Genomic DNA, 13174 nt, shown 5'->3' with positions numbered 1-13174 from the left:
TGCGCTGCGGAGAAACGAAGACCAGATGACGACTGGTTGCTGGGGGAGGAATTGGTGAGGCATCATGATAGGACTTAAACTCGTATCTGAAGTGACAGCAGACGGACTGGTGACGCTGCGCTTAGTGGAAACGCCCGTCGGCAAGCCTCAACCTGATCAGGTTATCGTGCGGGTCGATGCCGCCCCCGTCAATCCGTCGGATATCGGCCTGATGCTGGCCGGCGCGAAGCCATCGGAGTTCCAGCGATCAAATGACGCGGACGGCACGGCAGTCTTGGTCGCGCGCCTGCCAGCGCAGGCCCTGGACCTGATGGCGGGGCGCATCGGTCATCCTTTGCCCGTCGGCAACGAGGGCGCCGGCGTCGTCATCGACGCTGGCTCTTCCGTGCGCCATATGCTTGGGCGAACCGTCGCCGTCCTGGGGGGCGGAATGTACGCGCAGTATCGCACAGTGACGGCAGATGACTGCATCCTGCTACCCGAAGACGTCACGCCGCAGCAGGCTGCTTCTGCTTGGGTCAACCCAATGACCGCTTCCGGAATGGTCCATACGATGCGGTCCGAAGGACACACCGCGATCGTTCACACCGCGGCGGCGTCCAGTCTGGGCCAGATCCTCAACCGCCTCTGCGCGAGAGACGGCATAGCGCTTGTCAATATCGTGCGAAACGCTGCGCAGGCGGACATGTTGCGGGCTCTCGATGCGCGATGGATCGTCAGATCAGATGAACCCGATTTCGCTGGGCAGTTGATGAATGCCATCGAGGAAACGCGTGCGACGATCGCCTTTGATGCCGTCGGTGGTGGTGGTTTGGCCGGTGAGATTCTCAGCGCGATGGATCGGGTCTTTCGCCGTGACATGCCGCATTTCAGCCGCTACGGGTCCAGCGTCCACAAGCAGATCTACATCTATGGTGGTCTCGATAGCAGACCCATCGTGCTCGATCGCGATTGGGGCATGCAGTGGTCTGTCGGTGGCTGGCTTCTGACGCCCTTTCTGGAGCGGATCGGACCGCTGGAGAGAACCCGACTTCGACAACAGATTGCCGAGCAAATCACGACCGTCTTCGCATCCAGTTACACGAATGCCGTGCCGCTGACCGCGTTGGTCGAGCCGGAAACGATTGCACGGCTTTGCGTACCGGCAACAGGTGCGAAGTATCTGATTGAGCCGGGAAGGCCTTGAACTCAGCGCGTGCCCGAGTGCGCGCGATCATGGCTCTGATCAGATCGCATAAGGAACTCGACTACGGGGTGGTGGATGACCACCCGGGTCCCACATAAATGACGTCCGGGAGAGATGGAATGCCGACAGTAAAAGGCCTTCGTGTTCTGGTGACAGCGGGTGCGAGCGGCATCGGCCTGGAAATCGCGCGCGCCTTCGTCGCATCGGGCGCGGCTGTGTTCGTCTGCGATTCCAGCGCGGAGGCGGTTGAGGCGCTCGCGGTGGTTCTTCCGTCTGCTGGAAGCGCCGTGTGTGATGTGACGGATCGCACCGCCGTTGACACCATGTTCACTGCGGCCATCGGCGCGCTTGGCGGGCTCGATACGCTGGTGAACAATGCTGGAATATCCGGCCCGACCGGCCGCGTGGACGAGATCATGCCGGAAGACTGGGACCGAACCTTGGCCGTCAATCTGACAGGGCAGTACAATCTTGTCCGCCTCGCCGTCGCGGAACTCAGGAAAAGCGACTGTGCTTCGATCCTGTGCATGTCGTCGGCGGCAGGACGGATGGCCTACCCCAACCGCAGTCCCTACGCGGCAGCGAAGTGGGCCGTTATCGGCTTTATGAAAACAATCGCCGCCGAACTGGGATCCTACGATATTCGTGCGAATGCGATTCTGCCGGGAATGGTCGATGGCCCCAGACTCCAGGCCGTGGTCTCGGCCAAAGCTGCGGTCGCGCAAGTCCATCCGGCAGATATCATCCGGAAAGGACTGGCCGGGACTTCAATCAAACGCCTCGTCTCTGCCGAGGAGGTCGCCGCGCTGGCGGTTTTTCTGGCGTCACGAGAAGGCGGGGCGATCAGTGGCCAGGCCATCGGCATCGACAACGATCTCCATTACATGGCCTAGAGCGTTTCCTTGTTAAATGGAAACGTTCTGCCGGAGCAGATTTTCGTCAGGACAAAGGCGATTGGCGAAGGGCATACCCTAAGGTACGGTCGAGCCGATCGCCTTTGTCCTGGCGGAAATATGCCCGGCCCTCCGGGTTGGTTGAAACGGGCCATCTGCCTGCCCGGACGGCTTGGCCGTATGCTAAGGCTACGCCACGCGCCCTCCGGACAAGCAGTCGATCCCGTTTGAACCAACAGAACTGTTTCCATTTAACAAGGAAACGCTCTAGCGGAATGTCGGTCGTAGCGGGATCGCCTCTTTGCCGAAAGCTTTCCTATGTCTGCGGCCCTTTCGGGGCGCTTTGCGGCTGCGCGCACATCGCCCGGATACCGGCGCCGAACAGGATTGGGAGGCGGTCGAGGATCGCACCCAGGTCGCGCGAGGAGACCAATCCGTTCGAGATCACATCGATGCGGCCCGTCTGACTGAGGGAAAAGGTCAAACTGCCGCTGAGGAAGTGATAGCTCCAGTAAATCTCCTCCTCAGACGCGTCTGGCAGGACACGGCGCATATATCTAAGAAGCATTTGCGAGGTGTCGTCGAACACCTCCGACATCAAACGGCGCAGCTCGCCACCGGAACTGTTAACGAAGCCCACGACCGCATCGTAATTGCGCCAGCCATCGTCCGTTATGCTGAGCTGAAGTCCCGGTCGGATGAACGCATCAATCACGCCTTCAAGTGTCATCGCCTCGCCGACCTCAGCCTCATAGGCTTCAAAGGCCTCGCGCCGCAGTTCATTCAAAAAAGGGCCGCGCCGCCGAAACACAGCTTCGAACAGGTTTTTCTTGTCGCCGAAATAATAGCGCATGAGGGCCGTATCGATGCCGGCGGCCTTGGCGACGTTCGTCAAGCTCGTGCCGTCAAAACCCTTCCACGCGAATTCTGCCTCGGCAACGTCTAGGATGAGGGTCATCGATTCCTGCCGTCTGTCGGCTTGGCGTCTGCGCATCGTCAAAAGATCTTCTTACCTCATCATCTTATAGAACTGAATCTTCGCTGAAAGCTCACAGAAGATCAACCCGTGATACACACTGACAAAAACTTCTTCTTTAAGAAAGAAAGATTGACCGATCCATTTCTTTGAGGAATATTGGCTGAAGTCGTCGGCTGTCTGTCGGCGATGTCCTGGGGAGGAGGATGACAGATGCGCGAAACCGCATGGCAGGAATTATCAAGAAAGTGGCCCGTTTTACTCGGTGCGTTTCTCGGTCTGGCGGGCGGCGTTTCGTCCATCGCCTATTATTCGCAAGGCTTGTTTGTCGGGCCGTTGACCCAAACCTTTGGCTGGTCGCGCGAACAGATGTCGCTGGTAACGCTGGCAGGCGGCATGCTGCTGGCTATTCTCTCGCCGTTTGTGGGCACTCTGGTCGATCGGTTCGGCGTGGTCCGGCCTTTGCTGGTATCCTTCTGCGCGATGATCGTGGGTTATCTGGTCTTGAGCAGGATCGGCGGCAGCTTCGCGCTGTTCCTTCTGGTTCAGTTGCTGTTGATCGGCGTCGGATCCGCGACCGGACCGGTTTCATTCACGCGGATCGTCAGCGAGAACTTTGTCGCAGCGCGCGGATTTGCGCTTGGCGCCACGTTGGCTGGCGGCGGTGTCATGGCCATCATCGCCCCGCCCATTATCGCCTCCCTGATCGCGCAGAATAGCTGGCGGGAAGGCTATCTTGCAGTCGCCGCGCTCGTGTTGGTGTGCTCAACCCTGTCGCTGGCACTTCTCGTGCCACGGCTTCGATCGAGTGTTTCGGTCCCGACTGCGACGAAGGCAGAGGAATCCACAGACGCACACTACCGCACACCAGACCTGTCATCGCCGTTCCTCTGGCGTCTCGCCTTTACCTTTCTGCTTGTGGCGCTGGGCGTCGGCGGCTTCACGTTCCATATGGTGCCGATGCTCACAGACGCTGGCATGGACCTGTCGTCAGCCGCACAGATCCAGAGCTTGATCGGTGTTGCCTTACTTGTCGGCAGGCTTGGCGCAGGCGCTCTTATGGACCGGATTTTTGCTCCCTATATAGCGGCGAGCGCCGTGTTGCTGGCCGCGCTTGGCCTTGCGATCATCGCGCTGTTCGGTGTGGCCGCCGCCGCGCCTGGCGCCCTGCTGATTGGCCTCGCGCTGGGTGCTGAAGGTGATGTTATCGGTTATCTCACAGCCCGTTACTTCGGCCTCGCCGTCTATGGCCGTATCTATGGCATATTGTACGGGATCTTCGCGTTTGGCCTTGGCCTCAGCCCGCTCGTGATCTCTCGACTTCAGGCTATGGCGAACTCCTATGACACCGCGCTCTGGTTTTCCTGTGCAATCCTCCTGATTGCCGCAGTCTCACTCCTGACGCTCCCTTCGTTTCCGGAGAAGGCAAAATGACTGTGCCGGAAAAAATTGCTGTCGTTGGCTGCGGCAATATCGGCGCGGGATGGGCAACCCATCTTCTGGCGCGCGGCTTGAGCGTCACTTGCGCCGACCCTGCCCTGGGCGCGGAAGAGCGTCTGCGCATGGCCGTCGCGCGGGACCTCAGACTGCTGGGACTTGACGCGGTCGGCATCACGGCCGCGATCGACCGACTGACCTTCGTTCCGACAATCGAGCAGGCCGTGACCAATTGCGACTGGGTCCAGGAGAATTCGCCCGAAGATCTTGAGGTGAAGCGCAAGGTTATTGCTGCCATCGAGGCTGCCGCGCCGTCGCATGCGGTGATCGCGTCCAGCACATCGAGCATCATGCCGAGCCTCCTTCAGGCAAAGGCTTTACACCCCGAACGCATCATTGCGGGGCATCCCTTCATCCCCGTACCGCTGATTGCGCTTGTGGAAGTCGTGGGCGGCGCGCGCACATCGGAGGCCACGATCCTGGCAGCGATGCGCTTTTACACAGCGATTGGGAAAGTCCCCATCCACGTGCGTCGGGAGCTGTCCGGCCACATCGCCAATCGCCTTCAGGCAGCGCTCATGCGCGAGGCGTTCTTCCTTCTCGAACAAGGCGTCGCCTCGGCAGGTGACATTGATCTTGCGTTGACGGAAGGCCCCGGGCAACGATGGGCCGCAACCGGTCCGTTCATCAGCCAGCACCTGGCCGGCGGACCAGGCGGGGCAGCTGCAGCTTTCGCCAATCTTGGCGGCGCACTGCGCGCAATGTGGGCTGATCTTGGCGCGCCCCTCCTGAATGCGGACCTGCAAAACAAGGTCGAAACGGGTATAGAGGGGATTCTCTCGGAAACACCCGAACCCGTTTGGCAAGAGCGCAGGATCGAGCTTTTGCGCATGCTTGATCGCTGGAAACTGGATCGCCAGTCAGAGTATCCTCCGTCACCCCTGTAACCAAAGGCCCACCATAACCATCCCCATGTATACAAAAATGATAATATTATAATTTGTTGCGCCATTTATCTAAGTATTTGACATTTTCTGTATACGAATGGTATTCATTATTGAGCACTTGGAGGAGTGATGCGATGAAACCCCGGACTTTTCCTATTAATGCCTGGTACGCTGCCGCCTACGACGTAGAGGTGAAGCGGGCTCTGTTGCCTCGAACCATCTGCGGCACGCCCGTGGTCCTGTTTCGCAAGCAGAACGGAAAGGCCGCCGCGCTGGCCGACACCTGTTGGCACAGGCTGCTGCCGCTCTCCAAAGGGGAGTTGCATGGCGACAATGTCATTTGCGGGTATCACGGGCTCGAGTTCGACGAGACAGGCCGCTGCGTCTATATGCCGTCGCAGGAAACCATCAACCCTTCGGCTTGCGTCAAGAGCTACCCACTGGAGGAGCGTCATCGGTTTCTATGGATATGGATGGGGGATCCGGCTCTCGCCGATCCGACCAAAATACCCGACCTGCACTGGAACGACGATCCGGAATGGGCCAGCGACGGCAAGGTCATTCATGTGAAATGTGACTATAGGCTCGTTGTCGACAATCTCATGGATCTCACCCATGAGACATTCGTGCACGGTTCGTCGATCGGCAACCGCGCCGTTGCGGAAGCCCCCTTCACGGTCACGCATTCCGACACGACGGCGACAGTGACACGCTGGATGGAGGGGATTGATCCACCGCCCTTCTGGTCCGATCAACTGCGCAAGCCCGGCAAGGTCGATCGCTGGCAGATTATCCACTTCCAGGCCCCTTCGACCGTTGCCATCGATGTCGGCGTCGCGGTTGCCGGCACGGGTGCGCCGCAGGGCGACAGGAGCCAGGGCGTCAACGGTTTCGTGCTCAACACGATGACCCCCGAGACAGATTCGACCTGTCACTATTTCTGGGCTTTCGCACGCAACTGGGACATCGGCAACCAGGCCTGGACGCACAAGCTGCGCGAGGCTGTCGCAGGTGTCTTCCGCGAGGATGAAGACATTCTCGAAGCCCAGCAGAAAGCCATTGAGGCAAATCCCGACCACGTGTTCTACAATCTCAATATCGATGCCGGATCGATGTGGGCGCGCAAGTTGACCGACCGCATGATCGATGGTGAACAGGCCGTCCGACTGGCTGCGGAGTAGACACATGGAGACAAAGCGGGACACGCAGACGCTTAAAGCCCTACTCGGTGTGCGTGACATCGTTCTCGGTGGCGGCATGGCTGCGGGTGAGCGCCTTTCCGAAGTCGCCCTCTCCGAGATGCTCGGCGTTTCCCGCACGCCGCTGAGAGCTGCGCTTTCGCGACTGGAGCAGGAGGGGTTACTGGAGCTGATCCCTTCGGGCGGTTACGCCATCCGTAGCTTCACCACGGCAGATGTCTTCGATGCTATCGAACTGCGCGGGCTCATGGAGGGAACGGCGCTGCGGCTGGCGGCGGAACGCGGTGTGCCGGCGGCGCGACTTGGGCATCTGCGGGCGCTGGTCCGTGCGCTCGACGACGCCTTTACCGACCGTCCCGAAAACATGCATTTCGAGCGGTATGTCGAGCTCAATGCGGAGTTCCATGCGGCCCTGGCCCTGCTACCGGGCAGCGAGACCATGCGGCGGGAGCTGGAACGGATCGTGCAACTGCCCTTTGCCTCCCCCAGCGCCTTTCTGGAAAAGCAGGAGGACGTTCCGGCTTTTCGCCAGTCGCTGGTTTTTGCGCAGACGCAACATCGCGACATGGTGAATGCACTGGAGGGCCGAGAAGGGGCGCGTGCCGAATTCCTGGGTCGCGAACATGCGCGGCTGGCGCGCAGAAATCTCGAATTTATCATGAGCGAGGATCGCAGCCTGATACCGAAAGTGCCGGGCCTCGCACTGATTGTCGCGTAAAAACTCTGGGAGGAGAAATAATGCGCATGAACATGGAGTGGCGGCGGGCGAGCGTCCGTTCGACCGCAGAAATCGCCGAGGGAGTTCATCGGGTGGAGTTTGACGTGCAGGGCACGCTTCCCCCCTTCGATCCGGGCTCACACACCAATATCGCTGTTCTCATTGACGGCGCCCGCGCCATCCGTACCTACACATGTCTGCCGGCACCGCCCGGCTGTCTGGCGATCGCGGCCAAGCTGCATCCCAACAGCCGCGGCGGATCGCGTTTCATCGCATCGCTCAAACCAGGCGATGCGGTCGATGTGACGGCACCGGAGAACCGCTTCGAGCTGTCCTGGCGCGCCAGTCGTTATCTTCTGATCGCAGGCGGCATCGGCGTCACCCCCATCTACGGTATGGCGCGCACGCTGGCGGCAGCGGATCAGGATCTGCGCATGATCTATGGCGGCGCCTCGCGCAGCGTCATGCCGTTCATCGATGACCTCTCCGACCTTCTGGCCAACAGGCTCGAGGTATTTCCGGCAGACGAAGGCCGGAATTTGGACCTCGCCAAAGAAATCGCTGCTCTTCCTGAGAATGGAGAAGCCTATGTCTGCGGTCCGCTCGGACTGCTACAGGCCGTCAAGCACGTCTGGCTCGAAAGCGGTCGCCCTGTCAGCCGCCTGCGCTACGAGGTGTTTGGCGACAATGGAAAATTCACCGAGACCGCCTTCGAGGTGTCCGTGCTCAATCGCGGCATCCAAACGACGGTCCGGCCTGACCAATCGCTGCTGGATGCGTTGATCGGTGCGGGGGTTGATATGATCTACGATTGCCAGCGGGGAGAATGCGGCCTCTGCGCTGTCCGCATCGTTGAAACCGACAGCGACGTCGATCACCGCGACGTTTTCTTCAACGACGCGGAAAAGAACAGCAACGAGCAGATGTGTGCCTGCGTCTCCCGATTTACCGGGGGACGCGCGGTGATCGATATCGGCTATCGAGCCTGAAAACGGATGTGGTCGTGCGATGTGGGAGGTCAGCACGGCGCGCACCGGGGCGACGTGCGCCTGCGCCGTGAGCCACCGCTTTTTCGACCCCTCCCGAATTCCTATCAAAACCAGCCCATTCCTCAACGGAGAAGACACCCATGACGACGACCATCCCCCTGCTGATCAACGGCTCCGAACGGGCCGCCGAAAGCGGGCGTACCTACGACCGGATTAATCCCTATACCGGTGACGTCGCAACGACGGCCGCTGCAGCGAGCCTCGGCGATGCCCGGCGAGCGATCGAGGCAGCCGCCACCGCATTTCCTGCCTGGTCGAAGACGGGACCCGGCGAAAGGCGCAAGATCCTCCTGAAGGCCGCAGATATCATGGAATCCAAGGTCGAGGAGTTTTCCGAGCTGGTGACTGCGGAGACGGGCGCAACCGGCCCCTGGGGTGCTTTCAACGTCATGTTCGCCGCAAGCATCCTGCGGGAATCTGCGGCCATGACAACGCAGATTTCCGGCGAGGTCATTCCCTCGGACAAGCCGGGCTCCCTGTCCATGGGCATGCGTCAGGCGGCCGGAGTATGTCTCGGCATCGCACCCTGGAACGCGCCGGTCATTTTGGGCACTCGGGCCATCGCCATGCCGCTGGCTTGCGGCAACACCGTCATCCTTAAAGCCTCAGAGCAGTGCCCGGGCACGCACCGTCTGATCGCTCAGTGCCTGGTTGATGCAGGACTGCCGGCGGGTGTCATCAACGTGATTACCAACGCGCCGGAAGACGCGCCTGGGATTGTCGAACATCTGATTTCCGACGAGAGGGTCCGCCGGGTGAATTTCACCGGTTCGACCAAGGTCGGCAGGATCATCGCCGAACTGTGCGGACGGCATCTGAAACCGGCCCTCCTGGAGCTCGGCGGCAAGGCGCCGCTGATCGTGCTCGACGACGCCGATATCGACGGTGCCGTCAATGCCGCAGCCTTTGGCGCCTTCGCCAATATGGGGCAGATCTGCATGTCGACCGAACGCCTCATCGTGCATGAGGCGGTGGCAGATGAGTTCGTCGCGAAGCTCACGGCGAAGGCGAGAAGCCTTCCGGCAGGCGATCCGCGCGGCCATGTGGTGCTGGGATCGATGATCAGCGCGCAGGCCGCCGCCAAGATGGACGAGCTGACCGCCGACGCCATCTCCAAGGGTGCGAAACTCGTGGCCGGCGGCAAGCGCGAGGGAAGCGTCGTGGAAGCGACGCTGCTCGACGGCGTTACGCCCGACATGCGCCTCTATTCCGAAGAAAGTTTTGGTCCCGTGAAGCCCGTGATCAGGGTTTCGAGCGAGGATGAAGCCATCCGCATCGCTAACGATACGGAATACGGGCTGTCGAGCGCCGTGTTCAGCCGCGATATCAAGCGCGCCCTTTCGGTTGCTGGCCGTATCGAATCCGGCATCTGCCACATCAACGGCCCGACCGTCTCCGACGAGGCCCAGATGCCCTTTGGCGGTGTGAAAGGCAGTGGCTACGGCCGCTTCGGCGGCAAATCCGGCATCGCCGAGTTCACGGAACTGCGCTGGATCACAATCGAGGATCCGAACCAGCACTATCCTTTCTAGGATTTTTTTGGCCTCATCATCGAGAGGGCGGCGTTGCCTGAGCTCAGGCCTATCGATGGATGACTTTTCAGACCAACTTCGGTCAGCAATCGACCGGGCGATCTCAGCCCCGGTCGATTTGGCTCGCCTAGAAACGGATGGTCGGCGCACACCTCCTCCAAGCTGTTCTTGGCGAGCGCGATATTGCTGGAGATGCCGAGCCTCCGGGCCGTGGCCTGCCCGGCACGCGTTTGGGCGGGAGCCCTCGCGCGGGCCGAAGCTGACAAAGCAACGGTTCGGGTCGACGTCCCCCACCCGTTTCCCCCAATAGCCCAGCGCAACATTCGATCCTGAGATTTGGCTGCTCGCTATCGGTATCGTCCCGGACCACCCCTACATTGCAAATCCATGCCCTGTGGCGTGACATTATTTCGGATGCGTGCCTCCTAGACTATTGCATCCTCACGATCGCCTTGACGGTTCGCCCGCTCTCGGAATCGTTGATCGCCTGGTTGATGTCCGCGAAGTTGTAAAACTTCACCAGCCTGTCGAAGGGAAACAGGCCCTGAGCATAGAGTTCGACCAGAATGGGAATGAAGGTATCGGGGTTGGATTCACCCTCTACGATGCCCATGAGGCGTCGGCCACCGCTCATGAAATGGACCTCGTCGAGATGGATTTCGCTTCCCACGGCGGATACGCCGAGAACGCCACAGGTGCCCATGGGCGCCAGTGCCATCACCGCGCCGCGAATGACGCTGGAAATCCCCGTCGTATCGAGCGCGAAATGAAGACCATATCCCGTGATCGCCAGAATTTCCGTCGTTGCATCGACGTTGCCGGGATTGATCACATGCGTGGCGCCAAGTTCGCGCGCCATGGCCAGCCGCTCATCGTTCATGTCGACCGCGATAATCGTCGTCGCGCCGACGGCCTTGGCCGCCATGATGGCGGAAAGCCCGACCGAACCCGAGCCGAACACGGCAAATGACTTTCCAGCCGAGACCTTGAGCGCGTTCATCACGGCACCCGCCCCTGTCTGGATACCGCAGGCAAGCGGCCCGAGCAGTTCAAGCGGCGCCGTCTCGGGCACCTTGACGACGTTCACTTCATGGCAGATGGCATGGGTGGCGAAAGACGATTGTCCGAAGAAATTGCCATTGATGCGCTCGTCGCCAACCGACAGCGCGCTTGAACCATCCGTCCGCGTGGCGAAGAAATTGCGTGGAAAGAACTCGTGGCAATAGCTGGCATGTTGGTCCTGGCACGTCGGGCAATGGCCACAGGAGTTGAACGTCATCACCACCCGATCGCCGGCTTTCACTTTTGAGACGGCGCGGCCGACCTTTTCGACCACGCCTGCCCCTTCGTGACCGAGCACGACGGGCAGCGGTGTCGGCATCATGCCGTCGCGCACGACGATATCGGTATGGCAAACGCCGGTCGCAACGACCTTGACGAGAATTTCATTGTCTCTCGGCTCTTCGATGTCGATGGTTTCTAAGCTCAGTTGAGCGCCCTCAGCGCGGGCGACGGCGGCTTTGATCTGCATGGCAGGTCTCCGGAAAGGGTGTAGCTGGCGCAGGATGCGGGCGCCCATGGCCCCGCATCCTGCTGTTGGCAGGCGTCAATAGGGATAGGGCGTGGCAGCGTGCTTGACCGAGATCCACTTCCAGGTGGTAAACTCCTCCACGTCGGCCGGGCCGCCGATGCGGGTGCCGTTCCCGGATTTGCGTGGACCGCCGAACGGCGCGAAAGGGCCGCCATTGACCGTCTGGTCGTTGACATGGACCATGCCGACATCGAGCTCATCCGCGATCCTCAGCGCACGGGCCGTGTCGGACGAGATGACGCCGGCAGCGAGCCCGTAGTCGCTGTCATTGGTCAAGGAGATCGCTTCCGCATCCGTCTTGAAGCTTGCGATGCAGGCGACCGGTCCGAAGATTTCCTCCTCGAAGGCACGCATGCCTGGCCGGACATCCGCCAACACCGTCGCTGCATAATATCGGCCTTCATAGGTGCCACCGGCCAGAAGGCGGGCGCCCTTGGCGACGGCGTCGTCGACGATCGCCTGTATGGCCGCCACCTGCTCATCCGAGATGACGGGGCCGAGCGTCACCTGATGGCTCAAAGGGTCGCCTGCTGGCATATCGGATGCCTTGGCGACGAGCTTCTCCGTCAAGGCTTCAACGATCGTCTCATCGGCCAGAATAAGGCCGGTCGCCATGCAGATCTGGCCCTGGTGCAGAAAGGCACCCCAGGCCGAGTTTGATGCCGCGATATCAAGATCGGCGTCGTCGAGAACGATGAGCGAGTTCTTGCCGCCAAGTTCGAGCTGGACCTTCTTGAAATGCTTGCCCGCGATCTCCGCCACCTTGGAGCCGCCGCGTGCCGAACCCGTAAACGAGATCATCGCAATATTGGGATCGATACACATCGCCTCGCCGGCATCGGCACCGCCGGGAACGACCTGAAGGACGCCCTTGGGCAGGCCTGCTTCCTCGAAAATCCGAGCAATGATGATGCCACCCGAGATCGGCGTGCGCGGATCAGGCTTGTGAACCACTGCATTGCCGAAGGCCAGAGCCGCCGCGATCGAGCGGACCGACAGCACGAGAGGGAAATTAAACGGCGAGATCACGCCAACGACGCCGTGCGGCACGCGCTTGGCGTAGCTGGTTCGCTCATCGATCGACGGGATCAACAGGCCCATCGGCTGGGTCGCCAGTGTCGCCGCATGCCGAATGAAGAGCGCACCATCCCCGATCTCGATGCCAGCCTTCGGATAGATCGAGCCGGATTCCCGCATGATCCAGGGGATCAGCTCCGAACGGTTCTCTTCGAGAAGGTCGGCGGCCCTGGACAGGATGCGCGCCCGCTCGGTGGGCAGGGTCTTTGCCCAAGCCTTCTGAGCCGAGCGCGCTTCGGCAGCGGCACGGGCGATATCGGACGGCCCGCCAACACCGACTGAGGCAATGACCGCTCCGGTCGCCGGATCCGTCACATCCATGACGCCAGCCGCAGTCGTCTGCCAGTCGCCAAACAGGGCGCGACCCTGCCAGCGCTCACGATCGAGAAAATTCTGGTTTTCGATGTTCATCGTGTTCCTCCTCAAACTCGCACGTGCTCGAAATCAAAGGCATAGCTCCGCCGTCACGAGATTGACTGTCTCTTCGACCGACGTCGCGTACCCTTGGTTTAAAGCCTCCTGCCGCTTCCTCCAGCGGCTATTCACTGTGTTGCAAGGCCTGTGCCAGT

General features: G+C 60.7%; 11 protein-coding genes. 8 read left to right on the top strand and 3 right to left on the bottom strand.

Features of this window, described 5'->3' with window-relative positions:
• Positions 1–64 precede the first annotated feature (64 nt).
• Together GGQ73_RS06015 and GGQ73_RS06010 are read left to right on the top strand one after the other, a co-directional pair.
• Positions 65–1186 carry an alcohol dehydrogenase catalytic domain-containing protein gene (locus GGQ73_RS06015; RefSeq protein ID WP_183894774.1) on the top strand — a complete coding sequence of 374 codons (1122 nt, stop codon included), beginning with the start codon at positions 65–67 and terminating at the stop codon, positions 1184–1186.
• 119 nt (positions 1187–1305) lie between these two features.
• A complete protein-coding gene (locus GGQ73_RS06010) occupies positions 1306–2079 on the top strand; it encodes an SDR family oxidoreductase (RefSeq protein WP_183894772.1) in 774 nt (257 codons plus the stop codon).
• Between the two features lie 316 nt (positions 2080–2395).
• Here GGQ73_RS06010 and GGQ73_RS06005 read toward each other — a convergent pair whose 3' ends face one another.
• Complete coding sequence (locus GGQ73_RS06005; RefSeq protein ID WP_202049526.1) at positions 2396–3037, bottom strand: TetR/AcrR family transcriptional regulator; 642 nt, start codon at positions 3035–3037, stop codon at positions 2396–2398.
• Between the two features lie 231 nt (positions 3038–3268).
• On the opposite strand from GGQ73_RS06005, the gene GGQ73_RS06000 reads away from it, so the two are divergent.
• The 6 genes from GGQ73_RS06000 to GGQ73_RS05975 all read left to right on the top strand — a co-directional run bounded on the left by GGQ73_RS06000 (position 3269) and on the right by GGQ73_RS05975 (position 9937).
• Complete coding sequence (locus GGQ73_RS06000) at positions 3269–4489, top strand: MFS transporter (protein ID WP_183894770.1); 1221 nt, start codon at positions 3269–3271, stop codon at positions 4487–4489.
• The gene (locus GGQ73_RS05995; protein ID WP_183894768.1) at positions 4486–5439 is read left to right on the top strand and encodes a 3-hydroxyacyl-CoA dehydrogenase family protein; all 954 of its coding nucleotides are present in this window, start codon (positions 4486–4488) and stop codon (positions 5437–5439) included. The genes GGQ73_RS06000 and GGQ73_RS05995 overlap by 4 nt, the downstream gene beginning before the upstream one ends.
• 134 nt (positions 5440–5573) lie before the next feature.
• On the top strand, positions 5574–6620 hold the full coding sequence (locus GGQ73_RS05990) for an aromatic ring-hydroxylating dioxygenase subunit alpha (RefSeq protein ID WP_174154133.1): 1047 nt from the start codon (positions 5574–5576) through the stop codon (positions 6618–6620).
• A 4-nt stretch (positions 6621–6624) separates the two neighbouring features.
• The gene (locus tag GGQ73_RS05985) at positions 6625–7356 is read left to right on the top strand and encodes a GntR family transcriptional regulator (RefSeq protein WP_234910899.1); all 732 of its coding nucleotides are present in this window, start codon (positions 6625–6627) and stop codon (positions 7354–7356) included.
• 20 nt (positions 7357–7376) lie between these two features.
• Positions 7377–8345 carry a PDR/VanB family oxidoreductase gene (locus GGQ73_RS05980; protein WP_183894764.1) on the top strand — a complete coding sequence of 323 codons (969 nt, stop codon included), beginning with the start codon at positions 7377–7379 and terminating at the stop codon, positions 8343–8345.
• A gap of 140 nt (positions 8346–8485) precedes the next feature.
• On the top strand, positions 8486–9937 hold the full coding sequence (locus GGQ73_RS05975) for an aldehyde dehydrogenase (RefSeq protein WP_183894762.1): 1452 nt from the start codon (positions 8486–8488) through the stop codon (positions 9935–9937).
• A gap of 430 nt (positions 9938–10367) precedes the next feature.
• On the opposite strand, the gene GGQ73_RS05970 is transcribed toward GGQ73_RS05975, so the two are convergent.
• Both GGQ73_RS05970 and GGQ73_RS05965 read right to left on the bottom strand, forming a co-directional pair.
• Positions 10368–11468 (bottom strand): NAD(P)-dependent alcohol dehydrogenase, encoded by a 1101-nt coding sequence (locus GGQ73_RS05970; RefSeq protein WP_183894760.1) that lies wholly within the window; start codon positions 11466–11468, stop codon positions 10368–10370.
• Between the two features lie 75 nt (positions 11469–11543).
• Entirely contained in the window at positions 11544–13016 is a 1473-nt protein-coding gene (locus GGQ73_RS05965; RefSeq protein ID WP_183894759.1) for a benzaldehyde dehydrogenase, read from the bottom strand.
• Positions 13017–13174 lie beyond the last annotated feature (158 nt).

This window comes from Rhizobium skierniewicense, assembly GCF_014196515.1.
Lineage (GTDB): Bacteria > Pseudomonadota > Alphaproteobacteria > Rhizobiales > Rhizobiaceae > Agrobacterium > Agrobacterium skierniewicense.
The sequence above is the reverse complement of the archived record's forward strand: the minus strand, read 5'-3'. Positions and strand labels throughout refer to the sequence as shown.

Excerpts from the sequence above, each read along its gene's own strand:
- GGQ73_RS05975 (WP_183894762.1), top strand. The coding sequence starts at position 8,486 with ATGACGACGACCATCCCCCTGCTGATCAACGGCTCCGAACGGGCCGCC.
- GGQ73_RS05990 (WP_174154133.1), top strand. The coding sequence starts at position 5,574 with ATGAAACCCCGGACTTTTCCTATTAATGCCTGGTACGCTGCCGCCTAC.
- GGQ73_RS05985 (WP_234910899.1), top strand. The coding sequence starts at position 6,625 with ATGGAGACAAAGCGGGACACGCAGACGCTTAAAGCCCTACTCGGTGTG.
- GGQ73_RS06015 (WP_183894774.1), top strand. The coding sequence starts at position 65 with ATGATAGGACTTAAACTCGTATCTGAAGTGACAGCAGACGGACTGGTG.
- GGQ73_RS05980 (WP_183894764.1), top strand. The coding sequence starts at position 7,377 with ATGCGCATGAACATGGAGTGGCGGCGGGCGAGCGTCCGTTCGACCGCA.
- GGQ73_RS05970 (WP_183894760.1), bottom strand. The coding sequence starts at position 11,468 with ATGCAGATCAAAGCCGCCGTCGCCCGCGCTGAGGGCGCTCAACTGAGC.
- GGQ73_RS06000 (WP_183894770.1), top strand. The coding sequence starts at position 3,269 with ATGCGCGAAACCGCATGGCAGGAATTATCAAGAAAGTGGCCCGTTTTA.
- GGQ73_RS05965 (WP_183894759.1), bottom strand. The coding sequence starts at position 13,016 with ATGAACATCGAAAACCAGAATTTTCTCGATCGTGAGCGCTGGCAGGGT.
- GGQ73_RS06010 (WP_183894772.1), top strand. The coding sequence starts at position 1,306 with ATGCCGACAGTAAAAGGCCTTCGTGTTCTGGTGACAGCGGGTGCGAGC.
- GGQ73_RS05995 (WP_183894768.1), top strand. The coding sequence starts at position 4,486 with ATGACTGTGCCGGAAAAAATTGCTGTCGTTGGCTGCGGCAATATCGGC.
- GGQ73_RS06005 (WP_202049526.1), bottom strand. The coding sequence starts at position 3,037 with ATGACCCTCATCCTAGACGTTGCCGAGGCAGAATTCGCGTGGAAGGGT.